This is a genomic window from Streptomyces racemochromogenes, from assembly GCF_039535215.1.
GTDB lineage: Bacteria > Actinomycetota > Actinomycetes > Streptomycetales > Streptomycetaceae > Streptomyces > Streptomyces racemochromogenes.
Genome location: NZ_BAAAWT010000001.1, coordinates 4,894,570 through 4,918,868 on the forward strand (window position 1 = coordinate 4,894,570; position 24,299 = coordinate 4,918,868).

At 74.7% G+C, this 24,299-nt stretch carries 21 protein-coding genes, 1 other RNA gene and 1 pseudogene; 13 read left to right on the forward strand and 10 right to left on the reverse strand.

Annotated elements, in window-relative coordinates; genetic code table 11:
• Nucleotide 1: 1 nt before the first annotated feature.
• Entirely contained in the window at nt 2–1,186 is a 1,185-nt protein-coding gene (locus ABD973_RS22545; RefSeq protein ID WP_125820987.1) for a lipid-transfer protein, read from the forward strand.
• 85 nt (nt 1,187–1,271) lie between these two features.
• On the opposite strand, the gene ABD973_RS22550 is transcribed toward ABD973_RS22545, so the two are convergent.
• Nucleotides 1,272–2,543, reverse strand: a complete 1,272-nt coding sequence (locus ABD973_RS22550; protein WP_345501761.1) for an amidohydrolase family protein — start codon at nt 2,541–2,543, stop codon at nt 1,272–1,274.
• Between the two features lie 226 nt (nt 2,544–2,769).
• On the opposite strand from ABD973_RS22550, the gene ABD973_RS22555 reads away from it, so the two are divergent.
• The gene (locus ABD973_RS22555) at nt 2,770–4,074 is read left to right on the forward strand and encodes a cytochrome P450 family protein (protein WP_241253219.1); all 1,305 of its coding nucleotides are present in this window, start codon (nt 2,770–2,772) and stop codon (nt 4,072–4,074) included.
• Nucleotides 4,075–4,155: 81 nt separating this feature from the next.
• Here ABD973_RS22555 and ABD973_RS22560 read toward each other — a convergent pair whose 3' ends face one another.
• Entirely contained in the window at nt 4,156–4,515 is a 360-nt protein-coding gene (locus ABD973_RS22560; protein ID WP_241253548.1) for a response regulator, read from the reverse strand.
• Nucleotides 4,516–4,766: 251 nt separating this feature from the next.
• Between ABD973_RS22560 and ABD973_RS22565 the strand changes: the two genes are divergently transcribed.
• The 3 genes from ABD973_RS22565 (at nt 4,767) to ABD973_RS22575 (ending at nt 7,785) form a co-directional block, all read left to right on the forward strand.
• The gene (locus ABD973_RS22565) at nt 4,767–5,639 is read left to right on the forward strand and encodes a MaoC/PaaZ C-terminal domain-containing protein (RefSeq protein WP_345501763.1); all 873 of its coding nucleotides are present in this window, start codon (nt 4,767–4,769) and stop codon (nt 5,637–5,639) included.
• A 40-nt stretch (nt 5,640–5,679) separates the two neighbouring features.
• On the forward strand, nt 5,680–6,756 hold the full coding sequence (locus ABD973_RS22570) for a Zn-dependent alcohol dehydrogenase (RefSeq protein ID WP_345501765.1): 1,077 nt from the start codon (nt 5,680–5,682) through the stop codon (nt 6,754–6,756).
• An 87-nt stretch (nt 6,757–6,843) separates the two neighbouring features.
• The gene (locus ABD973_RS22575) at nt 6,844–7,785 is read left to right on the forward strand and encodes a 3-oxoacyl-ACP reductase (RefSeq protein WP_125603488.1); all 942 of its coding nucleotides are present in this window, start codon (nt 6,844–6,846) and stop codon (nt 7,783–7,785) included.
• Nucleotides 7,786–7,855: 70 nt separating this feature from the next.
• Here ABD973_RS22575 and ABD973_RS22580 read toward each other — a convergent pair whose 3' ends face one another.
• Nucleotides 7,856–8,491, reverse strand: coding sequence for an HAD-IA family hydrolase (locus ABD973_RS22580; protein ID WP_125820982.1), 636 nt, complete (start codon nt 8,489–8,491; stop codon nt 7,856–7,858).
• Between the two features lie 45 nt (nt 8,492–8,536).
• On the reverse strand, nt 8,537–9,679 hold the full coding sequence (locus tag ABD973_RS22585) for a hypothetical protein (protein ID WP_345501768.1): 1,143 nt from the start codon (nt 9,677–9,679) through the stop codon (nt 8,537–8,539).
• 176 nt (nt 9,680–9,855) lie between these two features.
• Between ABD973_RS22585 and ABD973_RS22590 the strand changes: the two genes are divergently transcribed.
• From ABD973_RS22590 to ABD973_RS22600, 3 genes are read left to right on the forward strand one after another with little or no spacing between them, the layout of a single operon-like run.
• A complete protein-coding gene (locus ABD973_RS22590) occupies nt 9,856–10,716 on the forward strand; it encodes a Nif3-like dinuclear metal center hexameric protein (protein ID WP_125605266.1) in 861 nt (286 codons plus the stop codon).
• The gene (locus tag ABD973_RS22595; protein ID WP_125820980.1) at nt 10,713–11,456 is read left to right on the forward strand and encodes a zinc ribbon domain-containing protein; all 744 of its coding nucleotides are present in this window, start codon (nt 10,713–10,715) and stop codon (nt 11,454–11,456) included. Before ABD973_RS22590 ends, ABD973_RS22595 begins: the two co-directional genes overlap by 4 nt.
• Nucleotides 11,456–12,880, forward strand: a complete 1,425-nt coding sequence (locus ABD973_RS22600; protein ID WP_125820979.1) for a bifunctional RNase H/acid phosphatase — start codon at nt 11,456–11,458, stop codon at nt 12,878–12,880. The genes ABD973_RS22595 and ABD973_RS22600 overlap by 1 nt, the downstream gene beginning before the upstream one ends.
• 64 nt (nt 12,881–12,944) lie before the next feature.
• Here ABD973_RS22600 and ABD973_RS22605 read toward each other — a convergent pair whose 3' ends face one another.
• On the reverse strand, nt 12,945–14,930 hold the full coding sequence (locus tag ABD973_RS22605; RefSeq protein WP_125820978.1) for a serine/threonine-protein kinase: 1,986 nt from the start codon (nt 14,928–14,930) through the stop codon (nt 12,945–12,947).
• A 187-nt stretch (nt 14,931–15,117) separates the two neighbouring features.
• Here ABD973_RS22605 and ABD973_RS22610 point away from each other — a divergent pair, with 187 nt between their 5' ends.
• A complete protein-coding gene (locus ABD973_RS22610) occupies nt 15,118–15,894 on the forward strand; it encodes a DUF4352 domain-containing protein (protein ID WP_125820977.1) in 777 nt (258 codons plus the stop codon).
• Nucleotides 15,895–15,980: 86 nt separating this feature from the next.
• Here the strand turns inward: ABD973_RS22610 and rnpB are convergent.
• Nucleotides 15,981–16,383: RNase P RNA component class A (gene rnpB, locus ABD973_RS22615), an RNA gene on the reverse strand.
• A 78-nt stretch (nt 16,384–16,461) separates the two neighbouring features.
• On the opposite strand from rnpB, the gene ABD973_RS22620 reads away from it, so the two are divergent.
• Nucleotides 16,462–17,196, forward strand: a complete 735-nt coding sequence (locus ABD973_RS22620; RefSeq protein WP_125820976.1) for a MerR family transcriptional regulator — start codon at nt 16,462–16,464, stop codon at nt 17,194–17,196.
• Nucleotides 17,193–18,002 (forward strand): hypothetical protein, encoded by an 810-nt coding sequence (locus ABD973_RS22625; protein WP_125820975.1) that lies wholly within the window; start codon nt 17,193–17,195, stop codon nt 18,000–18,002. Before ABD973_RS22620 ends, ABD973_RS22625 begins: the two co-directional genes overlap by 4 nt.
• 34 nt (nt 18,003–18,036) lie before the next feature.
• Here ABD973_RS22625 and ABD973_RS22630 read toward each other — a convergent pair whose 3' ends face one another.
• Entirely contained in the window at nt 18,037–19,479 is a 1,443-nt protein-coding gene (locus ABD973_RS22630; protein WP_345501773.1) for an RNB domain-containing ribonuclease, read from the reverse strand.
• A 267-nt stretch (nt 19,480–19,746) separates the two neighbouring features.
• On the opposite strand from ABD973_RS22630, the gene yaaA reads away from it, so the two are divergent.
• Complete coding sequence (yaaA, locus tag ABD973_RS22635; protein ID WP_125604015.1) at nt 19,747–20,547, forward strand: peroxide stress protein YaaA; 801 nt, start codon at nt 19,747–19,749, stop codon at nt 20,545–20,547.
• Nucleotides 20,548–20,775: 228 nt separating this feature from the next.
• Here yaaA and ABD973_RS22640 read toward each other — a convergent pair whose 3' ends face one another.
• On the reverse strand, nt 20,776–21,525 hold the full coding sequence (locus tag ABD973_RS22640; RefSeq protein ID WP_125820974.1) for a bifunctional DNA primase/polymerase: 750 nt from the start codon (nt 21,523–21,525) through the stop codon (nt 20,776–20,778).
• Nucleotides 21,526–21,674: 149 nt separating this feature from the next.
• Complete coding sequence (locus ABD973_RS22645; RefSeq protein WP_125820973.1) at nt 21,675–22,301, reverse strand: TetR/AcrR family transcriptional regulator; 627 nt, start codon at nt 22,299–22,301, stop codon at nt 21,675–21,677.
• 161 nt (nt 22,302–22,462) lie between these two features.
• Here ABD973_RS22645 and ddaH point away from each other — a divergent pair.
• A pseudogene (gene ddaH, locus ABD973_RS22650) lies at nt 22,463–23,275 on the forward strand (dimethylargininase); the annotation flags it as partial.
• A 4-nt stretch (nt 23,276–23,279) separates the two neighbouring features.
• Here ddaH and ABD973_RS22655 read toward each other — a convergent pair.
• Entirely contained in the window at nt 23,280–24,299 is a 1,020-nt protein-coding gene (locus ABD973_RS22655) for a small ribosomal subunit Rsm22 family protein (RefSeq protein WP_345501776.1), read from the reverse strand.

Sequence of the window (24,299 nt, forward strand, 5' to 3'; positions counted from 1 at the left end):
GATGAAGTCGTACATCGTGGGCGTCGGCATGACGAGGTTCGAGAAGCCGGAGTCACGGGACTGGCAGTACTGGGACATGGTCAAGGAGGCCGGCGGTGCGGCGCTCGCCGACGCGGGCGTGGACTACGGCCTCGTCGAGCAGGTGCCGGCCGGCTACTGCTTCCAGCCCTCCACCGCCGGGCAGCGGGCGGCGTACGAACTGGGCCTGACCGGCGTGCCCGTCTACAACGTCAACAACAACTGCGCGACGGGTTCGACGGCGCTGATGATGGCGCGACAGTTCGTCCAGGGCGGACTGGCCGACTGCGTGCTCGCCGTCGGCTTCGAGAAGATGAAGCGCGGCGCGCTGGGCGGCGGCGCCGACGGCGGTGACTTCAAGACGTCTCCGGTGGCCCGGCACTACGGGATCATGGCGGCCGCGCACGGCTTCGAGATGTCCCCGCCCACCGCGCAGATCTTCGGGAACGCGGCCCGCGAGCACATGGAGCGGTACGGGACCACGCCCGCCCAGCTGGCGGCGGTCGGCGCCAAGAACCACCGGCACTCCGCGAACAACCCGAACGCGCAGTTCCAGGACGTGTACACGGTCGAGGAGGTCCTCGCGGCCAAGACCATCCACGACCCGCTGACCAAGCTCCAGTGCTCGCCCACCTCCGACGGGGCCGCGGCGGCCGTCGTCGTCTCGGAGCGCTTCCTGGTGGCCCACGGGCTGCACGACAAGGCCGTGGAGATCGTCGCCCAGGCGATGACCACGGACACCGCCGAGAGCTTCGGCGGCTCCTGCATCGACGTCGTCGGCAAGCCGATGACGGCCGCCGCCGGCCGCAAGGCGTACGAGGACTCCGGGCTCGGCATCGAGGACGTCGACGTCGTCGAGCTGCACGACTGCTTCTCCGTCAACGAACTGCTGACGTACGAGGCGCTCGGCATGTGCGCGGACGGGGCCTCCGGCAAGCTCGTGGAGAGCGGCGCGACGACGTACGGCGGGCGGTGGGTGGTCAACCCCTCGGGCGGCCTGATCTCCAAGGGCCACCCGCTCGGGGCGACCGGGCTCGCGCAGGCGGCGGAACTGGTGTGGCAGCTGCGCGGCGAGGCGGGCGCCCGCCAGGTCCCCGGCGCCCGGGTCGGGCTCGCGCACAACATCGGGCTCGGCGGCGCGGCGGTGGTGACCCTGCTGCGGAGGTAGCTCACGCCGGGGGGAGGGGGGCTCCGGGGGCCGGGCCGGGGTACGGCCCGCGCCCCCGACCCACGGCCCGGCCCGCCAGGTGCCCCTACGCCGGGACGAGGCGCGGCATCAGGCGCAGCGCGTTCTCCCGGTTGACGGCGCGGCGCAGCGCGGGCGTCAGCGCCGGGTCCGAGGCCAGCGCGGGGACGGCGACGTCCGTGACCATGTCGGCGGGGCAGGCCGGCCAGTCGCTGCCGAACAGGATCCGGGAGGGGTCGACGGTGGCCAGCAGGGTGCCGGCCGGGGACATGGGGCCGGCGGTGTCGTAGTAGAAGCGGTGCAGGTGGTCCCGGACCACCGCCGGTTCGACCGGGGGGTCGAAGGAGCCCGCGAAGGCCTCCAGCCGGGTCGCGATGTGGGGGAGGAACCCGCCGCCGTGCGGCAGGATCACGGAGAGGTGGGGGAAGCGGTCCAGGGTCCGGTTGCGGATCATGTTGGCGGCGGCGCGGGTGGTGTCGAGGAGGAAGTCGCAGAGGAAGTTCGGAACCCCGGGCACGGTCACCCCCGGAGGCCCCGGCCGGCCGGCGGTGGTGGCGCCCCCGGGCCCTCCCGGCCGGGCGGACCCGTACGGGCCCCCGGCCGCCGTCGGCCCGCCTGCCGGTACCCGCGCTCCGGGCCTGCCCAAGGGTGTCCCGCCGGCCGCGCCGGCCGCGCCGGGCCCGCCTGGCAGCCCCGCGCCGGGTGCCTCGGGTGCTCCGGGCCTGGCGGCTGCGCCCGGGACCGGTCTGGCGGGGATCCCGGCACTCGGTGGCGACGGGAGGTTGTGCGGGTGGGTGTCCACCACCGCCGAGCGTTCGTCCAGTTCGGCGAAGATCCCGTCGTACACGGGGTCTCCCAGGTACACCCCGCCGTAGTTGGCGGTGACGTTCACCCCGACCGCGCCCAGCTCGTCCAGCCCGTGGCGCAGCGCCCAGGAGGACACCTCCAGATCGTCCAGGAACAGCGGGGTGTGGAAGAAGAAGCGGCCCGGATGCGCCTCGACGGCCTCCACCGCCGCCCGCAGGGTCACCGTGATGGCCTCCCGCAGCTGCGCGGAGCTCTCGTACCGCGCCGGCAGCATCGGCTTGAGGACGGCCGTGGCGATCCCGGCCCGGTCCATCAGCGCGAGCGCGGACTCCGCGTCCCAGTGGGCCCACGGCGGCAGCGCCGCGGGGTTGACCAGCCCCCGCGCCTCACCCCACTCCCGCCACTGCGGCGCGCAGAAGTGGTGGTGGACGTCGATCACCGCCCGGCTGCCGTCGTCCTCGTGCTCCGGGGCCGTGGAACCGGTCAGTGACGCACCGCTGGCGGTGAAACCGCCGGCACCGTATTCCGGCATGCGCGCATTCCCTTTCTTCGGGCCGCACGACGTTTCGCACGACGTGTCGCGGAAAGTGTCGCGGAACGGGATCAGCGCACACCCTAGGGCGGGCCCGGGCCGCCGTCGCCCGGACATTCCCGAGGGGGAGGATTCGGCTCCGAACGGGTCAACGCGGTTTTGTCTTCGTTCGGCCCAGGGAAAGGAGCCGACTGTCAATTCCGGGATACCCGAGAGGTATGGGCGCGTGACGACTGAACCGACGGTGGCAGTGGGGGACGGACCCGCCCTCGAAGACGCGGTGGAGGCGGTGACGAAGGGCACGCCGGAATACCGGCAGTGCCCCTACCCGGTCTACCGGTCGCTGCGCGAACAGGCCCCGATCGCCCGGCTGACCCCCGGCCACGGGGTCGACACGTACCTCGTCACCCGGTACGAGGACGCCCACGCGATCCTCGCCGACCACCGCATCGGCAAGGACATGCACGAGGCCATCGACACCTACCACGCCCTCTTCGGGGACGCGTGCGAGGCGCTCGACGACAACCTCCTCTTCGCGGACCCGCCCCGGCACACCCGGCTGCGCCACATCGCCAAGACCGCCTTCACCCCGCGCCACGTCAAGGACCTGCGCCCGCACATCCAGGAGCTGGTGGACGGGCTGCTGGACCGGTGCCCGACCGACGAGCCCGTCGACCTGATGGCCGCCTTCGCCCTGCCGCTGCCCGTCATGGTCATCTGCGAGCTGCTCGGCATCGTCGGCGACGAGCGCGTCGAGGTGCTGAAGTGGTTCTCCCAGGTCACCCGCTCGCGCTTCAGCCGGGACCTCAGGCACGAACTGGTCGAGGCCGAGCACTGGCTGCGCGACTACTTCACGGACCTGATCCACCGCACCCGCGAGAACCCCACCGACGACTTCCTGAGCGTGCTGGCGGAAACCCCGCACGACGAGGAACCGCTGACGGACGACGAACTCGTCTCGATGATCTGGGTGCTGCTCTTCGCCGGGCACAAGACGACCACCCTCCAGATCGGCAACTGCGTGTACAGCCTGCTGACCAATCCGGACCAGTTGGAGGCGGTCCAGGCGAACCGGGAACTCCTGCCGCAGGCGATCGAGGAAATGGTCCGTTTCGAGGGATCGGTGGAAACCTCCACTTTCCGTTACGCGCTGGAGGACGTGGAAATCGGCGGGACGCTCATTCCGCGGGGTGCGGTCGTGCAGATCGCCCTCGCCTCGGCGAACCGTGACCCGGAGAAGTTCCCCGACCCCGACCGGCTCGACGTCACCCGCGAGGGGCTCCAGGGCAACCACCTCGGCTTCGGCTTCGGGGCGCACTACTGCCTGGGCGCCCCGCTGGCCCGCCTGGAGCTGGAGATCTGCCTGACGTCGCTGCTGGACCGCTTCCCGGACATGGTGCTGGCGATGCCGTCGGCGCACGGCGGCGACTGGCTGAAGGGGCCGTTCCCCGCCTTCCGGGGGCTGGAGCGGCTGCCGGTGGCGCTGGACCCGTCGCGGATGGTCGACGACTGGACCAAGCCCGCGGGCTGAGCCCCCGCAGGGACATCCCCGAGGCCCTCCGCCGGCGCCGGCGGAGGGCCTCGGGGATGTCCGGGGGGCGTCCGGGGACGTCTACGTACCCCCGAGCGCGGGGTCGATCACCGTCTCGCCCATGGAGGCCCGGCGCAGGCAGTCCGCGAGGTCCTCGACGGGGCCGTCCCGCAGGACCAGTCCCGCCGCGCCCGCCGCCAGGGCCGCCTCCGGAAGGCCGGGGCGAGCCGAGCGGGCGGTGACCAGGACCCGGCATTCGGGGTCCTCGGCCAGCAGGGCGGTCACCGCGGCGACCTCCTCCACCAGCGCCACCTCGGGCCGGGCCACGGGGGAGTCGACCACCTCGATGTCCGGCTGGAGGCCGAGCAGCAGCGCGAGGGCCGGGTCCGGGGGCTCCAGCAGGACGCGCAGCGAGCGTGCGGGCCGGTGCGTCACGGGCATTTCGTCCACCGGCGAAGCGTAACCGCCGGTGTCCGGCGCGGTGGGCAACACGCTCCGGCCAAAGGTCATCTGACGCGAGGTCAGGAGTCTTCCCAAGTGCTGGGGCGTGCGTTATACATGCCTTCAGCCGACGCTAGAACGCGTTCTAGAACGCGTGCGGTGGCGTCCGGCTCCGCACACGACCTCGGTGCGGCCGACGGTGCGGACGGCCGCACCGAGGTCTTCCAAGGAACCGAAGGAGCAGCATCCTCATGCCGATCGATGCCGCGAGGGCCCTGGCCGCCGAACCCCGACAGGGGAACATCGGCTGGGACCACAAGGACGTCCAGCTCTACCACCTCGGCCTCGGAGCGGGCGCGTCGCTGAACGGCCAGAGCCTCGCCACGGACCCCGACGAGCTCCGCTACACCCTGGAGTCCAAGCTGCACGTCCTGCCCAGCTTCGCGACCGTCGCCGGAGCCGGAATGGCCATGCTCGGCGGCCTCGCCGCCCCCGGCATCGAGGTCAACCTCGCCAACGTCCTGCACGGCGGCCAGTCCATCGAGCTGCACCGGCCCATCCCCGTCAAGGGGAACGCCACCTCCTCCGCCAAGGTCGCCGCCCTCTACGACAAGGGCAAGGCGGCGGTGATCGTGCTGCGCACCGAGGTCGCGGACGCCGACGGGCCGCTGTGGACCAGCGACGCGCAGATCTTCGTACGCGGTGAAGGCGGGTTCGGCGGCGAGCGCGGCCCCTCCGCCAAGGAGGAACTGCCCGGCCGCGCCCCCGACCGCACCGAGGAACGGGCCATCCGCGAGGAGCAGGCGCTGCTCTACCGCCTCTCCGGGGACTGGAACCCCCTCCACGCGGACCCGGAGTTCGCCAAACTGGCCGGCTTCGACAAGCCGATCCTGCACGGCCTGTGCTCGTACGGGATGACCCTCAAGGCCGTCGTCGACACCGTCCTGGACGGGGACGTCTCCCGGGTCCGCGCCTACCGCACGCGCTTCGCCGGGATCGTCTTCCCGGGAGAGACGCTGCGCATCCGGATGTGGCGCGAGGAGGGCCGCGTCCTGGTCTCGGTGACCGCCGCCGAACGGGACGACGCGCCGGTCCTCGCCGACACCGTCGTCGAACACTCGTAGCACCTCGTAGCACTCGTAGCACCCATTAAGGAGCCGCACCGTGCGCGCAGCACTGCAGAGCGAGATAGGCCAGGACAAGCTGGAGGTCGTCGACGACATGGAGGCCGTGGGCTTCGGCCCCGGCAAGGTCAGGATCCGCGTCAAGGCCACCGGCCTGTGCCACTCCGACCTCTCCGCGATGAGCGGCGTACTGCCGCAGCCGGCCCCCTTCATACCCGGCCACGAGGGCTCCGGCGTGATCACGGACGTCGGCGACGGGGTCACCTCCCACCGGATCGGCGACCGCGTCCTCGTCTGCTGGCTGCCGCCCTGCGGCCACTGTCCCGCCTGCAAGCGCGGCCAGGGCCACCTGTGCCTGGAGGCCTTCGGGAACGTCGCCACCCCCAACTTCAGGCGCGCCGCCAGTGACGTCTTCGGCTTCGCCGGCACCGGCACCTTCGCCGAGGAGCTGGTCGTCCCGGCCGCCTGCGCGGTCCCCATCCCCGACGACCTGCCCTTCGACATCGCCGCCCTCATCGGCTGCGGCGTCACCACCGGACTCGGCGCGGCCATCAACACCGCCAGGGTGGAGGCCGGCTCCTCGGTCGCCGTCATCGGCTGCGGCGGCGTCGGCATCTCCGTCATCCAGGGCGCCAAGGTCCAGGGCGCGGCACAGATCATCGCCGTCGACCCGGTCGCCTCGCGGCGCGAGGCCGCCCTGCGGTTCGGGGCCACCGAGGCCGTCTCCCCGCAGGAGCTCGCCGACGCCAAGAACCGGATCACCGCCGGCGAGGGCTTCGACTACGTCTTCGAGGTCGTCGGCAAGTCCGCGACCGCGCAGAAGGCGTACGAGACGACCCGCCGCGGCGGCTCCGTCGTCGTGGTCGGCGCGGGCGCCCTCGACGACGACTTCCAGGTCAACATGTTCTCCCTGTTCTTCGACGAGAAGAAGATCCTGCCCTCCATGTACGGCGGCGGCGACGTCCTGCGCTCCTACGAGCGCACCATCGCGCTGTGGCGGGCCGGACGGATCGACCTGGAGAACCTGATCACCCACCGGGTGAACCTGGCCGAGATCAACGACGCCCTGGACCAGATGCGCACCGGCGTGGCCCTGCGCACCTGCATCGAACTCTGAGACCGCCGACCGACCGACCGGCCGCCGACCGACCGCCGCCCACCGGCCACTGTCCACCGCTGCTCACCGTTGAGAGGAACGCCACGGATGTCACTCCCACTTGAGGGGCTCTCCGCCATCGTCACCGGCGCGGGCCGCGGCCTCGGCCGGGCCGAGGCCCTCGAACTCGCCCGGCTCGGCGCGAGCGTCGTCGTCAACGACTTCGGGCAGAGCGGCCGTGACGGCTCGGGCGAGGCCTCGGCCGCGCCGGCGGAGGAGGTGGCCGAGGAGATCCGCGCGGCGGGCGGCCGGGCGGTGGCCCACCTGGGCGACGTGGCCGACTTCGAGCAGGCCCGGGAGCTGGTCGGCCTCGCCGTCTCCTCCTTCGGCAAGCTCGACGTCCTCGTCAACAACGCCGGCATCCTGCGCGACCGGATGGTCTTCTCCATGACGGAGGACGAGTGGGACTCGGTGATCCGGGTCCACCTCAAGGGCCACTTCAACACCACCCGCTTCGCCGCCGCGCACTGGCGGGAACGCTCCAAGGCGGCCGGCGGGCCGGTGTACGGGCGGATCGTCAACACCTCCTCGGAGGCCTTCCTCGGTGGCTCGGCCGGCCAGCCCAACTACGCGGCCGCCAAGGGCGGCATCGTCGGCCTGACCACCTCGACCGCCCTGGCCCTGGCCAAGTACGGGGTGACGGCCAACGCGATCTGCCCGCGCGCCCGCACCCGGATGACCGAGGACGTCTTCGCCGGCTTCCAGGTCCCCGAGGACGGCGAGCTCGACGCCCTCGCCCCCGAGCACGTCTCCCCGCTGGTCGGCTACCTGGCCTCGCCCGCCTCCGCCAAGGCCAACGGACAGCTCTTCGTCGTGCACGGCGGGATCGTCGTCGTGATGGAACGCCCGCGGGTGGCCGCGAAGTTCGACACGGCCAAGGAGGTCTTCTCCTACGAGGAGCTCGACGCCCTCCTCACCCCGCACTACGACTCCCGCCCGGCGAACGAGACCTTCGCGGCGGCCGAGGTCCTGGGCCTCAAGCACGGCTGAGCGGTGCACGGCGGCGGCCCGGGGAGGGGACCCCCGGGCCGCCGCCGCACCTCGTCCGCAGCGGTGCCCCTCAGTCCAGGAAGGCGAGCGCCGCGCGCAGGTCGTCCGGCCCGCGGTAGTGCACACCGGTCATCCCGAAGGCGACGGCCGCCTCCACGTTCTCCGGCCGGTCGTCCACGAACAGGCACCGCTCCGGGGCGGCGCCCGCCCGCGCGGCGGCGATCGCGTAGATCTCCGGGTCCGGCTTGGCCACGCCCTCCCGTGCGCTGCTGACCACGTGGTCCGCGAGGTCGGTGAGCCCCATCGCCGCCAGGTCCTCGTCGAGGTCCAGGGCGGCGTTCGTCACCAGCACCAGGCAGAGCCCGGCCGCCCGCGCCCCGCGCAGTACGGACACCACCGCCTCGTCGGCCGCGAACGGGGACCGGGTCATCGCCTCGGCCAGCTCCCACGAGCGGGCTTCGGCGTAGTCCTCGCGGAGCCGCTCGGCTATGGAGTCCGCCCACTGCTCCCGGGTGATCCGGCCGAGCAGCAGCGGCCGGTCCAGCTCGGGGGAGAACGCCAGCTTCGCCGTGGTGCCCTCGTGCAGGCCGGCCAGGCGTTCCAGCGCGGCCAGTTCGCCGCAGTCGTAGAAGCGGATGACGTTGTCGAGGTCGCACAGGAGCGCGTCGAAGGGACGGTCGGCGGCGGGGCGTTCGGTGATCGTCACGCCCCTTCCCTATCACGGGACCCCGTACGCGCCCCCGTACGCGGCTCAGCCCAGCGGCGCCTGCTGCAGCGGCACCGGCCGCGGCGCCGGGGGCGGGTCCACGCGCACCGGCGGCGGCGGGGCCGCTGGCTGGCTCAGGCTGACGACGCCGCACGGCACCCCGGGGGTGGCGTACGGCAGGCACAGCCGCCCGTCCGGGGTCCACAGCCCGCTCCCGAGCCAGCCCTGCGGGGCGCCGAGCCGGAAGACGTACCGGTCGGCGGGACGCCACAGCGCGAGCCCGCCGTCGCCCAGCCGGAGCGCCACCCCGCAGGTCTCCGGCATCAGGACCTGCCCGGGCTGCACCGCGAAGGGGTGGGCGTCCTCCAGCCGCAGGCACTCCGGGAAGCGGACCGGGCGCTCGCTGCCCAGCACCCCCCAGCCCAGCCGGGGCTCGCCCGGGGCGTCCGAGCGGATCAGCAGCAGCCCGCTGTCCGGGGCCGCCAGCAGCAGCCGGTCGTCGCTGTCCTCGGCGATCTGGAGCAGCGGGCTGACCACCCCGCCCCGCCCCAGGTCCACCGCGACGGCCTTGGTGCGCCCGTCGGCCTCGCGGTCCAGGGCCAGCAGCCGGCCCGTACGGTCCAGCCAGACCCCGCCCGAGCAGCGGCCCGGGACCACCGCGACCCGCTCGGGCCCGCCGGAGCCCCCGGCCACCCGCCAGACGGTGCTCTCCCCGGCCCCCACCGCCAGGGCGAAGGCCCCGCACCCGTCGGGGGACGGCGGCAGCAGGCGGACCCGCAGCCCTTCCTCGGCGTCGACCGCGCCGAGGCGGAACTCCCCGGTGCGGGGGCCGGAGGCGGCGCCCGAGGGGTAGAGGAGGGAGAACTCGTGCCGGTCGGCGACCCGGCGGTGGATCAGCACCTGCCCGTCGGCCAGTGCCAGCACCTCGCTGTCGGCCTCCTCCGGCTGCGCGAGCGGCAGCGGCACCGCGTACGGCTCCGGGCCGCCCAGCGTCCACCGCTCCGGGTAGCGCGCCTCCCCCTCCCCGGCCAGCCGGGCCGCGTACGCCCCGTCGGCGGACACCGCCAGGGCGGGGGCCGGGGCCGGGCCTTCGGGAGCCCCCGGGGAATCCGGGAGCTCGGGGACCTCGGGGATCTCGGGGTCCGGGAGCGCGGTGTTCGTCGTGATCTCGGTGGCACAGACAGTCATCCGGGCCGTCACCTCCGGGCAGGAAGCTAGTTTTCGCACTTCCAGCCGAACAACACGTCCCGGCCCGCTTCACACGTACGGGTGGCCGACCACCGATTCGCCGGTGGCGCCGGAGGCGGTTGTGCTGGCGCCCCGGTCAGGGGACCGGCGGTCGCCGTGGACGGTAGCCTTGGCCCGTGCCCCGTCTCTCTGAAGTCATCGCCGCGCTGGACGCTCTGTGGCCCCCCTCGCGGGCCGAGGAGTGGGACGCCGTCGGCACCGTCTGCGGCGACCCCGATGCCGAGGTCACCCGGGTGCTGTTCGCCGTCGACCCCGTACAGGAGATCGTCGACGAGGCGGTGAAGCTCGGCGCCGACCTGGTCGTCACCCACCACCCCCTCTACCTGCGCGGCACCACCACCGTCGCCGCGGGCACCTTCAAGGGCCGTGTCGTGCACACCCTGATCAGGAACGACATCGCCCTGCACGTGGCCCACACCAACGCCGACACCGCCGACCCCGGCGTCTCCGACGCCCTCGCCGGCGCCCTCGACCTGCGTGTCACCGGCCCCCTCGTGCCCGATCCGACCGACCCGGCGGGCCGCCGCGGCCTGGGCCGCATCTGCGAGCTCGACCACCCCGAGACCCTGCGCGAGTTCGCCGCCCGCGCCGCCGCCCGGCTGCCGCGCACCGCGCAGGGCATTCGCGCCGCCGGCGACCCGGACGCGCTGATCCGCACCGTCGCCGTCAGCGGCGGCTCCGGCGACAGCCTCTTCGCGCAGGTCCGCGCCGCCGGCGTGGACGCCTTCCTCACCGCCGACCTGCGCCACCACCCGGTGTCCGAGGCCCGCGAGCAGAGCCCGCTCGCCCTCGTCGACGCCGCGCACTGGGCCACCGAGTGGCCCTGGTGCGAGCAGGCCGCCGCGCAGCTCGACGCGATCTCCGAGCGCCACGGCTGGGGTCTGCGGACCCACGTCTCGCGCACGGTCACCGACCCCTGGACGGCGCACGCGCCGTCCGCCACACCCCCTTCTAGTGCCTCTGGAGCCCCCAACTGAACGCCGAGCCCGCCGACCAGATCCGACTTCTCGACGTCCAGGCCCTGGACGTCCGGCTGTCTCAGCTCGCCCACAAGCGCAAGTCGCTGCCCGAGCACGCCGAGGTCGACTCGCTGACCAAGGACCTCAGCCAGCAGCGCGACCTCCTCGTCGCCGCCCAGACGCAGGCCAGCGACGCCGCCCGCGAGCAGACCAAGGCGGAGCAGGACGTCGACCAGGTGCGCCAGCGCGCGGCCCGGGACCAGCAGCGGCTCGACTCCGGCGCGGGCATCTCGGCCCGGGACCTGGCGAACCTGCAGAGCGAGGTCGCCTCGCTCGCCAAGCGCCAGGCCGACCTGGAGGACGTCGTCCTTGAGGTCATGGAGCGGCTGGAGGGCGCCCAGGAGCGCGTCACCGAGATCACCGGGCGCGTCTCCGCCCTGGAGGCCAAGCTGGCGGACGCCACCGCGCGCCGCGACGCCGCCACCGGCGAGCTCGACGCCGAGGCCGCGAAGGTCGCCAAGGACCGCGAGGTGATCGTGGCCTCCATGCCGTCCGACCTGATGGCGCTGTACGAGAAGATCCGCGTCAAGCAGGGCGGGGTCGGCGCCGCGCGCCTGTACCAGCGCCGCTGCGAGGGCTGCCGGCTGGAGCTCGACATGGCCGAGATCAACGAGATCAAGGCCGCGGCCCGCGACCAGGTCGTCCGCCACGAGAACTGCGGCCGCATCCTGGTCCGTGCGGCGGACTCGGGCATCTGATGCCGCGTTTCGTCGTGGAGGCGGACGGCGGCTCCCGGGGCAACCCGGGCCCCGCCGGCTACGGGGCGGTCGTCCTCGACCCGGCCACCGGTGAGACGCTGGCCGAGCGCGCCGAGTTCATCGGCGTCGCGACGAACAACGTCGCCGAGTACAAGGGCCTGATCGCGGGCCTGCGGGCGGCGGCCGAGCTGGCGCCGGACGCGGAGGTCCGGGTCCGGATGGACTCGAAGCTCGTCGTGGAGCAGATGTCGGGCCGCTGGAAGATCAAGCACCCCGACATGAAGCCGCTCGCGGCCGAGGCGGCGAAGATCCTCCCGCGCGCGCAGGTCACGTACGAGTGGATCCCGCGCGAGCGGAACAAGCACGCGGACCGGCTCGCGAACGAGGCCATGGACGCGGGCAAGCGCGGCAGGCAGTGGGAGCCGTCCGCCTCGACGGCCGACCTCGCCCCCGCCCCGGCCGGGCCCCCCGGCGACGCGGCGAAGGGCGCGGCCGCGGTGCGCGCCGCCCTGGCCTCCGGCGGTGGTACGCGCACCCGTGCGGCCGAGGTCGGCACCGGCTCCCACGGTGCCGCCGGGGCCGAAGCGGCCGTAGGCGCCGGTACGGGCACCCGTGCGGCCGGCGCCGACGTGCGGGCCGCCCGCAGCGCTGCCGCGTCCGGGGCGGACACCCTGTTCGCGGACGCGCCGGCCGAGGTACCGGCCGCCCCCGCCCGTGTCCCGGCCCCCGCCGGTGCCCCCGCGGCCGGAGCCGCGGCGGCTCCCGCCGCCACCGGGACCGGATGGGGCGGCCCCGACATGGGGACCCCCGCCACCTTCGTGCTGCTGCGTCACGGCGAGACCGCCCTGACCCCGCAGAAGCGCTTCTCCGGCAGCGGCGGCACGGACCCGGAGCTGTCCCCGGCCGGCCGCCGCCAGGCCGCGGCCGTCGCCGAGGCGCTGGCCGCGCGGGGCACCGTACAGGCCGTCGTCAGCTCCCCGCTGCGCCGCTGCCGGGAGACCGCGCAGGCCGTGGCGGACCGGCTCGGGCTGCCCGTCGCGGTCGAAGAGGGGCTGCGCGAGACGGACTTCGGGGCCTGGGAGGGGCTGACCTTCGCCGAGGTGCGGGAGCGCTTCCCGGACGACCTCCAGGCGTGGCTGGACTCCCCGCGTGCCGCCCCGACGGGCGGCGGCGAGAGCTTCACGGCCGTCACCCGGCGGGTGTCGGCGGCGCGTGACCGGCTGCTGGCCGCGCACGCGGGCGGCACGGTGCTGCTGGTCACGCACGTGACGCCGGTCAAGACGCTGGTCCGCCTCGCGCTGGGCGCCCCGCCGGAGTCCCTGTTCCGGATGGAGCTGTCGGCGGCGTCCCTGTCGGCGGTGGCCTACTACGCCGACGGCAACGCCTCGGTCCGGCTCCTGAACGACACCTCGCACCTGCGCTGACGGCCCCGCCACGCGCACCCGCAGGCCCCCGCCCGATCCCGGGCGGGGGCCTGCGCGTGCGCCGTCAGTCCCCGCAGCTGCCGGCGGTGCCCCAGCGCAGGAACTCGCCGCCGCCGGAGCCGTCTTCGGCGAAGACCGCGTACCGGGCGTAGGGCCAGCCGGCCGACCTCGCGGACTCGGAGGTGAGGTCCGCGCAGGCCCGCCGGGCGGCCTTGAGGGCCCACTCCTCGCGGGTGGTCCGGTCCCACAGGGGCTTGACCGCCCAGACGTACATGACCCGGTCGGCCGGGTCGAAGCCGACGGCCAGGTTCTCGTGGCCGAGCCGGCCGCCGGAGGCGCCGCCGGCGTTCCACTCGCCGATGATCGACGTCGCGGTCCGGTCGGCGACGCGGATCTCGTCCGCGTCGCTGGACGGGATCTTCGCGACGGCCAGTCCGCCCGCGGCCGGGTACCAGTCGGCTGCCTGTCCGCCCGGTCCGCTCGGGCCGGTCGGTCGGTCGGCGGCCCGGTCGGTGAGGGAGGCCGAGCAGGTGGTGTTCGTACGGAAGTCGTCCGACCAGACGATGCCGGGACCCGCCGCGCGCCCGGTGTCGACGATCACGAAGGTGCCGTACGGGAGGTCCGGGTAGGCGCTGCGCAGGTGGCGCAGGCCCAGGCACACCGTCCGGGCGACCTCGCGGAGCGAAGGCGCGTCGAGCGCCGGGCCGGAGGAGGTGACGTAGACCTCGCCCCGGGGCTGGTGGAAGGTCAGGGCGAAGTCCTGGCCCGGACCGTCGCCGGTGCCGAGCCAGGCTCCGGTTCCGATGGACGGGTGGGCGTCGTGCTCGGCGGGCGTCAGCGCCGCGCGGGCCTGCCGCCAGGTCGCGAGGGTGGGCCCGCCGTCGGCGGTGGCGCCCTTGGGGTCGGCGGACGGGACGGGGGCGGCCGGGGTGCCGGTGGTGCGGGACGCGTTCCCCGGGGTGGCGACGGCCGGGGCCCCGCCGGCCCGGGCGTCGTCGCGGGACGCGGCGGGCAGGGCGAGGAGCCCGCCGACGGCCCCGCCGAGGACGGCCGCGCCCACGGTGACGGCGAGCAGCAGGCGCCCCCGGCCGGGGGCCGGCGGGGAGGGCCAGGCGGGGTCGTCGACGGCGGGCAGGTGCCACTGGGCGGCGATCGGGTCGCCGGCCAGGGTGGGTGCCGCGGGCGCGGCGCCGGCCGCGAGGAGCTGGGTGGCCTCCGCGGCGAGCAGGGCCGAGCAGCGGCCGGCGGCCCGCTCGGCGGTCGGCCGGGCCGCGGGGTCCTTGGCGAGGGCCGCCTCCACCACTTCGCGGAGGGCGGCGGGCAGTCCGTCGAGGTCGGGGTCCCCGGACATCACGCGGAACGCGACCACATCGGGGGCGCCGGTGCCGAAGGGGAGGCGGCCGGTGGCGGCGTGGGCGACGAGGGCGCCCCAGGCGAAGAGGTCCCCGGCGGGGCCGGTCGTGCCGGAGCGGTAGTGCTCGGGGCTGATCCAGCCCGGCGTGCCGGTCATGACGCCGGTCCGGGTCACGGAGGTGCCGTCGGCGGCGTGGGCGATGCCGAAGTCCAGCATCCGGGGGCCGGCCGGGCTCAGGATGACGTTCTGCGGTTTCACGTCCCGGTGGACCACGCCGGCGCGGTGGATCGCGGAGAGGGCCTGGGCGGTCCCGGCGGCGAAGGCGTACAGGCTGCCGCCGGTGAGCGGGCCGTGGGCGGCGAGGTGCCGGTCCAGGGTGGGGCCGGGCACGTACTCCGCTGCCAGCCAGGGGCGTTCGGCCTCGGTGTCGGCGGCCAGCACGGGCACCAGGCAGGGGCCCTGGACGCGGGCGGACAGCGCGACCTCGCGGCGGAACCGGGCCCGGAACTCCGGGTCCTGGGCCTGGGCCAGGTGAACGGACTTGACCGCGACCCGCGTTCCCCGGGGGTCGAGGGCGGCGTGGACGGTGCCCATGCCGCCGGTGCCGAGGCGCCCGATGATCCGGTAGGGGCCGATCCTCTTCGGGTCGCCGGGGTGGGCGGGGTGAACCCGCCCGCCGGGGGCGGTGCTTCTCAAGGGGGCTTCTCTCTGTCAGCGCGGCTGATTCGGAGGAGACCGTCTCATTTTTGGAACTCCCTATGTCACGCTTTGGCGTTTTATTTAAGCTGGGCGGCGCTCATGTTCCGCGTTCACGGCGCTCCTTCCGAGGGTGTTCGGCATCCGGCCCTGAGCCCGACGGCAACCACCCAGCGGAGGAGTCCCCATGACCACCCCTTACCCAGGCCAGCAGCCGGAGCAGCCCTACGGCGGGCAGCCGCAGCAGCCGTACGGTCAGCAGCCCGGCTACGGATACCCCCAGCAGCCCCCGGCCTACGGCCAGCAGCCCCCGCCGGCGTACGGCCAGCAGCCCCCGCCGCCCTACGGGCAGCAGCCCCCGCCGCCCTACGGCTACCCGGCCCCGCCGCCGCAGCCGCAGCCGCAGAAGAGCAACGCCGGCAAGATCATCGGCTTCGGCTGCGGCGGCATCGTCCTGCTGTCGCTGGTCCTCTTCGCCTGCGGCGCGGTGTTCACCGGCGCCGCCAAGAGCGGTGCCAAGAAGGACACCCCGATCACGGTGCCCACCGCGCCCGGCGCCTCCTCGGCCCCCAACGCGGCGCCGATGCAGCCCGCGCCCGGGAACTCCGACGCCCCGGCCGGGACGGCCGACAAGAACGCCGACGTGACGCTGACCGCCTCGCCGACCCCCTTCAAGCCCAGCGTCCTGGCCCAGAGCGGCGACTACACCTCCGTCCAGGTGACCATCGTCAACAACTCCGCCAAGCAGGTCGACGTCAACGTCTTCTACTTCGAGGTGACGGGGGACGACGGCACGCGCAGGCAGATCGAACTGGCGGCGGCCGAGGACCAGATCGACACCGTCAAGCTCGCCAAGGGGGAGAAGGCCACCGGGACCATCACGGTCAAGGGCAAGATCACCGCGAAGACGGTCACCTTCAGGAACGGCTTCGTCGGCAAGTCGTACACCGCCCCGGTGAAGTAGCCGCGCGACTCCGGCGGGCCCCGCTGCGGCGGGTCCCGCCCGGGGGCCCGGGGGAGGGCCCGGGGGTTCCGGGGGGAGGAGAACGACAGACGAGCCGGCCTGTACGCCGGGTTCTGTCACCCGGAGACCTCGCGGTCGCCGGGGAGACGGCCATCCATCTAGGACCGGCGTTGCCGCCGGCCTCGTGCGGTCTACCCGCGAACATCGGGCGGGCAGCCCTCAAGCGTTCGCGCAGACCCGTCCGGGGACGGATCCTCTTGACCTTGCTCCAGGTGGGGTTTACCTAGCCGCCTGGGTCACCCCAGGCGCTGGTGGTCTCTTACACCACCGTTTCACCCTTACCGGAGGCCGAAGCCCCCGGCGGTCTGTTTTCTGTGGCACTGTCCCGCGGGTCACCCCGGGTGGGCGTTACCCACCACCCTGCCCTGTGGAGCCCGGACGTTCCTCGGCGGGGTCCGGGGACCCCGACGCGGCCGCCCGGCCGACTCGTCTGTCGTGCCGACCATGCTACCCGGCCGTCCGCACCGCCTTGACCTTGACGCAGCGGCAGGGTTTCTACTGGGGGCCATGCGGATCGGAGAGATCGCCGCGCTGGTCGGGGTCACCACCCGGGCGGTCCGGCACTACCACCATGTCGGGCTGCTCCCGGAGCCGGAGCGGCGACCCAACGGGTACCGGGCCTACACCGTGCGCGACGCCGTGCTGCTGGCCCGGGTGCGCCGGCTCACCGAGCTCGGGCTCGGCCTCGACGAGGTGCGGGACGTCCTCGCCGGCGACGCCGGTCGCGAGCCGGCCGACGTACTGCGGGAACTGGACGCCGACCTCGCGCGGCAGGAGGCCGAGCTGGCCGGGCGCCGCCGCCGGCTGGCCGTGCTGCTCGCCGCCGGCCCCGGCGACGCCGAGCCGGTCTCACCGGCGCTCGCCGCCCTGCTGGCGAAGGCCCCGGCGACGGACTCGCCGGCCGCCGCGAAGGACCGCGAGCACCTCACCCTGCTCGACGCCACCGGCGCCGCCGGGGAGGAGCTGTACTCCGTCCTCGGGCCGCTCGCCGCCGACCCCGACGTCCTCGCGCTGTACGAGCGGCTCGACGAGCTGGCCGGCGCCGCCGTCGACGACCCCCGGATCGGGCCGCTCGCCGAGGCGATGGTCGCCGCCGTACCGGAGGAGGCCTTCGCCGCGATCCCGTCCGGCGGGCCCGTCGTCCCCGGCTTCGGTGAGGCGCTGCTCGCCGAGTACGCCCCCGCGCAGGCGGAGGTCGTACGCCGGGTGATGGCGGCCTTCGTCGGCCGGGGGCGGGCGTGAGCGCCGTACGGGTCGCGCGGACCGCGGCCTGCGCCGTCGTACCCGCCGAGCTGGTCCTCGTACTGTGCCTCGCGGCCGGGGTGCGCCCGCCGCCGTGGGCGACGGCCGCCGCCGAGGCGCTGGTGCTCGGCGTGCTGGCGCTGGAGGCCTGGGTGCTGGGCTCGCTGCGGCGGCGCACCGGCTCCTGGCGGCGGGCCGTGAGGGCCGTCGTGCCCGAGCCGGTGCTGCGGCTGCTGCTGCACGAGCTGCGGGCCGCCGCCTCGCTCGGCCGGTGGATCGTGCGCCGCCGGCACGGGGTGGGCCCCGGCGACCTCGCCGCCGCGTACACGGGGCCGCAGACGGCCATGATGTACGGGTTCCTCTTCGTGTCGGTGGTCGAGACCGTCGGCCTGGCCGTCCTCGTCCCCTGGCCCGCCGTGCACCGCGTGGTGCTGGTCCTCGACGTGTACGGGGTGCTGCTGTTCCTGGCCCTGCACGCCGCCTGCGTGACCCGGCCGCACGTGCTGCGGGCCGACGGGTCGCTGCGGATCCGCTACGGGGCCCTGTTCGACCTCACCGTCCCGCCGGACGCGGTGGCCTCGGCCCGGGCGGAGCGCCGCTACCCCGAGGGGCGGCTCGTCACGGTCTCCGAGGACGGGGTGCTCGACCTGATCGTGGGCAGCCAGACGACCGTCACCCTGGAGCTGAACCGCCCGCTGGACTTCCGCCGGCCGCTCGGCGCCCGCGCCAGGGCGCGTACGATCCGCTTCCACACCGACGAACCCCGCGCGCTGGTTGCCGCACTGCGGCAACCCGCACCCCCGTGACGGGCTGCCGCACCGCGTGGTCCGCCGCGTCGCTCTAGGCCGGCGCGAAGAGGACCTTCGCGGTGCCCGGGTCGGCCTGGGTCAGCCGGACCCGGATCCGCTCCCCGAGCGGCAGCCGCCCCGTCGGCGACACGACCCGCCCCACCACGGCCGGCTCCTCCAGGTGGACGGTGCCGGTCTTCGGCTCCTGCTCCTTCACGTCGATCACCATCGCCTCGAAGGTCTCCCCGACGCGGTCCTTGAGCAGCGCCGCCTCCACCAGGTCCACGCACTCCCGCTCGACCGAGTTCGCCAGCCGGGTGCCCTCCGCCATCTCGCGCGGCAGTGCCTCCAGCGCCTCGACCGCCCACGCCGGCGGCTCCGCCCCCGCCACCGCCGCCACGCACAGCTCGCCGGCGTAGCGGTCGACGAGCCGGCGCAGCGGGGCGGTGCAGTGCGCGTACGGGGCGGCGACCGCCGCGTGCAGGGCCGGGTCAGGGGTCCGGCCGCCGGTGAAGACCGTGTAGCCGGCGCCGCGCAGCAGGGCCGTGCACTCCTGGAGGAAGGCGGCGTGCGCCGGGACGCGCGGGTCGAGGGAGCGGACCAGCGCCGCGTACGGGACGTGGTGCGGCCAGTCGATCCGCAGCGCCTTCGCCGCCCGGCGCAGCCGCCCGACCGCGCCGTCGGGGGCGGGGGGGAGGGTGCGCAGGATCCCGGTGCCGGAGGAGAGCATCAGCTGGGCGGCCGCCATGCCGGTCATCAGGGAGACCTGGGCGTTCCAGCCGTCGGCCGGGAGCGGGACCCGGTAGGCCAGGCTGTACGAGCCGCCGTGCTCGACGACCTCCTGCTCGGGGACGTTCAGGGAGACGCCGCCGCGCTCGGCCTCCAGGGCCTCGCGCAGGATCCCGATGTCCTTCAGCAGCGCCAGGGAGGGTTCGGCGGTGCCGGTGTCGATGGCCTTCTGCACGCCGTCGTAGTCGAGTCTGGCCCTGCTGCGCACCAGGGCGCGGCGGACGTCGGTGGTCTCGACCCGGCCGTCGGAGTCGAGGTCCAGCCGCCACACGAGGGCCGGGCGGGTGCGGTCGGGCAGCAGGCTGGCCGCGTCCTCGGAGAGCACGGGCGGGTGCAGGGGGACCTTGCCGTCGGGGAAGTAGAGGGTGGTCACCCGGCGGTGGGCCTCGGCGTCGAGGGCGCCGCCGGGGCTGACGAAGGCGGCGACGTCGGCGATGGCGTAGTGCACGCGGTACCCGCCGGCGGGGCGCTTCGCCAGGTGCATGGCCTGGTCGAGGTCGACGGAGGCGGGCGGGTCGACGGTGAAGAAGGGGAGGCCGGTCAGGTCCTCGGACGGCAGCCGGGGCGCGGCGGCCGCCCGCTCGGCCTCGGCGAGCACCTCCGCCGGGAAGGTCCCGGGCACACCCAGTCGCGTCCGCAGCTCGCCCAGCGCGGCGCGCAGCACCGCCCCGTCCGCTCCGGCCATGTGCATGTGACGGCGTGGCATGGACCGAGCGTAGGCCGACTCCGGCGGATCCGCGCGGGCCCGCAATCCCGCCGCGCGGTGGAACGCGGCAGCAGCGCCGGCACTGGCAGTGGCCTCCCTGCTCGGCTTCGCCGGCCCGTCGTCCGCCGACGCCACGGCGGCCACGGTCCGCCCCCGGCCCCAGCGGCCGCGGCCGTGGGCGTTCGGCTGTGAGCGGGGGGCGGCGGGGCGTCTACCCTGGCCGGGGGGCCGCATCCCCTGCGCCGCGTCGTCTGAAGGAGAACCACCGTGCTCGTGCTGCTGCCGCCCTCCGAGGGAAAGGCCGCCGGCGGCTCCGGCGCACCGCTCGACCCCGCGTCCCTGTCGCTGCCGGGCCTGGCCCCCGCGCGGGCGGCCGTCCTGGAGGAGCTCGTCGAGCTGTGCGCGGCGGACGAGCCGAAGGCGCGCGAGGTGCTCGGGCTCAGCGAGGGCCTGCGCGGTGAGGTCGCGAAGAACGCCGCCCTGCTCTCGGCGCCGGCCCTCCCGGCCGGGGAGATCTACACCGGTGTGCTCTACGACGCCCTGGACCTCGCGGGGCTGCCGGCGCCCGCGCGGGAGCTGGCCGAGCGGACGCTGCTGGTGTTCTCCGGGCTGTGGGGCGCGGTGCGGGTGACGGACCGGATCCCCTCCTACCGCTGCTCGATGGGCGTCAAGCTGCCGGGGCTGGGCGCGCTGGGCGCGTACTGGCGCACGCCGATGGCCGAGGTGATGCCGCAGGCGGCGGGGGACGGGCTGGTGCTGGACCTGCGTTCGTCGGCGTACGCGTCCGCGTGGAAGCCGAAGGGGGAGACGGCGGGGCGCACGGCCACCGTGCGGGTGCTGCACTCGCAGGTGGTGGACGGGGTGGAGAAGCGGTCGGTGGTCAGCCACTTCAACAAGGCCACCAAGGGCCGCCTGGTACGCGACCTGCTGCTCGCCGGCGCCGTTCCGGCTTCGCCGGCGGAGCTGGTGACGGCCCTGCGGGACCTGGGCTACGCGGTGGAGGCCGAGGCTCCGGCGAAGCCGGCGAAGGCGTGGTCCCTCGATGTGGTGGTCACCCAGATCCACTGATCCCGTGGCGGGGCTGGCGGGTCGGGTGCGGGTGGCTGTGCCGCTGCGCGGGGGCGAGGTCCCCTACCCGCCCTTCGCCCGTTCCCAGGGGTGCTGCCCCTGACCCCGTTGCCGCGCAGCGGCACATCCAGCCTCGTCGGCGTTTGAGGCGCGGGGGTCTGGGGGCGGAGCCCCCGGGGACCGGCCCCGCGCAGCGGCGGCACAGCACCCGCACCGCGCAGCGGCCGGCTAGTGGCCCGGGGGCCAGGCGACTGCGGCCGGGGTCTGGTCCAGCGCGCCCGCGTACTGGGCGCAGGCGTCCGTCAGGGTTTCCAGGAGGGTCAGCGGGTCCGGGAGGGGGTGGCGGACGTCGCGGAGCCAGGTCACCGCGTGGTCGCCGGGGAGGGCCGCCGGGGGGAGCAGGACGTAGCTGCCGCGGCAGTGCCAGCGCAGGCCGGGGTGTTCGTCCATCGTCTCGGGGTGGCAGTCCAGTTCGCAGGGCCACCATTCGTCCTCGTCCTCCGGCGTACCGCGGGTCGCCGTGAAGAAGAGCATCCGGGCCTGGTCGCCGGTGCCGCCGGACTCGGCGACGGGGCCGACCTCGATGCCCGCGGCCAGCAGGCGCTCCAGCGCGCTGCGGCCGGCCTCCAGGGGGACGTCCAGGACGTCGTGCACCATGCCCGTCGCGGTGATGAAGTTGGCGTGGGGCTGGTTGCGGGCCCAACGCTCGATCTGCGCGCGGTCGGTGGTCGACTGGGTCTGCCAGGCGAAGGAGACGGGGTGCCGGGCCGGCGTGGGACAGCCGATGCGGTCGCACGAACACCGGTACCCCGAGGGATGGGCGGCGGGGGCGAGGGGGAGTCCGGCGGCGGCGACGGCGAGCAGGAGCGCTTCGCGCTCCTCGCCGGGGTCCTCGGGGGCGGGTTTCGAGCGGCGGCGCAGCCACTGGGAAATCCTGCTCAGCTCGCCGCGTTTGACGCGGCCGGACTCAGACCCCATCTATCCCCTACCTCACCGTTGCCCCGGCAGACCATTCCATGGTCCCACCATCGGGAGCGCCGGGTGACCGCACCCCCCGGAGGGACTCCCCGAACGAGTGCCCCACATAACCGCACAATCGGGCCATATGGTTCTCGGCCGTGCCGGAGTCACCCGCTGTCCGGCCGCCCGGCGGTGACGTATCCCACGCCGGCGAGCACCCGGTCCACCAGCGCGTCGGCGAAGCCGTGCGTCAGCGGCGCGGTCCGCAGCAGCCACCGGTACGTCAGCGGGCCCACCAGCATCTCCACCGTCAGCCGCAGGTCGGTGGCCGCCGGGAGCTGCCCGGCCTCCCGGGCCGACCGCAACCGGGCCTCGTACAGCGCGAGCTGCGGCTCCAGCAGGCGCTCGGTGAAGCGCGCCCCCAGCTCCGGGTCGGTCGCGCCGGCCGCGGTCAGGGCGCGCGCGGGGGCCTCGTACCGGGCGTCGGCGAACTCGTCGACCGTGGCCCGCAGTACGGCTTTCAGGTCCGCCGCCAGGTCCCCGGTGTCCGGGAAGCCCGTCCAGCCGGCCTCCGCGCCCGCCTCCCCGGCCAGCGCCAGCGATGCGTCCAGCAGCACCTCGGCCTTCGAGGACCACCAGCGGTAGATCGTCTGCTTGCCGACTCCGGCACGGGCCGCGATGGCCTCGATGGTCAGCTTGTTGTAGCCGAGCTCGCCGACCAGCACGAGGGAGGCGTCGAGGATGGCGCGCCGGGAGCGGTCGCTGCGGCGGGTGGCATCGGGGGTCTTGGTCACCGCCCCAACGTACCAAGTCGGTCCGAGACGTCTCGTCTTCCGGCCGTTGTGGTAATTCACCCGGTCGGTTCACTGCGCGGCAACCCCCGAGGAGAGACGATTCTCTCGACACGCGCACAGCACCGTGAGTCCGTAGTCGTAGTCGTAGTCGTGAGGAGCCTTCTTTGCGCAGAGACGCCACACCCCGGCGCTACCTGATGTGCCCACCCGCGCACTTCAAGGTCACGTACTCCATCAACCCGTGGATGGACCCCACGAAACCGGTGGACCTGCCCCTCGCACTCGCCCAGTGGGAGGACCTGAGGGACCGCTACCTCTCCCTCGGGCACACCGTCGAGACCCTCGCCCCCGACCCCGGCCTGCCCGACATGGTCTTCGCGGCGAACGGGGCGCTCGTCGTCGACGGCCGGGTGCTCGGCGCCCGCTTCGCCCACCCGGAACGCGCCGCCGAGGCGGAGATCCATCTCGACTGGTTCCGCGCGCACGGCTTCACGGACGTCCACGAGCCCTCGCACGTCAACGAGGGCGAGGGGGACTTCGCCGTCACCGCCACCTACATCCTGGCCGGCCGGGGCTTCCGCTCCAGCCCGCTCTCGCACGACGAGGCCCAGGAGTTCTTCGGCCGCCCCGTCATCGGCCTCGACCTGGTGGACCCGCGCTACTACCACCTGGACACGGCGCTCTGCGTCCTCGACGGCGACGAGATCATGTACCACCCGCCGGCCTTCTCCGCCGGCAGCCGGGCCGTGCTGCGCCGGCTGTTCCCGGACGCCCTGGTCGTGGAGGACGAGGACGCGGCGGCCTTCGGCCTGAACGCGGTCTCCGACGGGCGGCACGTCCTGCTCCCGCAGGGCGCGACCGGACTGCCGGCCCGGCTGCGCGACCGCGGGTTCGAGCCGGTCCCGATGGACCTGGGCGAGCTGCTCAAGGGCGGCGGCAGCGTGAAGTGCTGCACCCAGGAGCTGAGGCCGTAGACCCCTAGTCGGCTTCGGCGCCGGCGGAGGCGGGCGGCCAGGCGTCGCCCCACTCGGCGTCCCGGGCCGCCTTGTAGAGGCCACCGTGGCGCTTGGTCACGGTCGCCCGGGACAGCCCCGCCTCCTCGGGACCGCACAGGTCCAGCAGGACCAGCCCCTTCCGGATCTGCGGCTTGCGTGTGATCCGGGAGGGGACCGGCGTCACGGGGAACCGCGTCGCGGCGACGTAGGCGAACTTCTCGTCCTCGTACGGCAGGGACCCGCCCTTGACCTTCCGGTGCAGCGAGGAGCGGCTGACCCGCGCCGAGAAGTGGCACCAGTCCTGCCCGACCTCGATGGGGCAGGCCCCGTCGTGCGGGCACGGCGCCGCCACCGTCATCCCGGCCGCGAGCAGCTGCTCGCGGGCCTCGCGGACGCGTAGGTACCCCTGGGGCGTGCCCGGCTCGATCAGGACGACGGCCCGTCCGGCGCGGGCCGCCTCGGCGACGACCGCCGTACGGGCCTCCGCCGTCAGTTCGCCCAGTACGTACGACACGGTCACCAGGTCCGCGTCCGGCAGGCCGATCCCGCTGCCGATGACGGCCCGGCGCCACTCGGCCGCGCGCAGCACCGCCGACGGCGAACGGCCCGCCAGCTCCTTGCCGAGCGCCAGCGCCGGCTCCGCCCAGTCCAGCACCGTCGTCGCGCGGGGCCCGTCCCAGGTCGCGTCCACCGCCCAGGTCGCGGCGCCCGTGCCGCCGCCCACGTCCACGTGCGAGCCCGGCGTCCAGTCCGGGGCGGCCTCCGCCAGCCCGTCCAGGGCGGACCGTACGGCCTCGAAGGTGGCCGGCATCCGGTACGCCGCGTACGCCGCCACGTCGGAGCGGTCGCGCAGCACGGGCGCGTCGGTGGGGGTGGCCCCCCGGTAGTTGGCGATCAGCCGCTCGACGGCGGCCGAGGCCTGCTTCGGCGGGAGCCCGTCGAGCAGCCCGGCGAGCGCGCTGCGGAGGGTTTCGGCGGTGGTGGGGGCGGGTGCGGCGTTCAC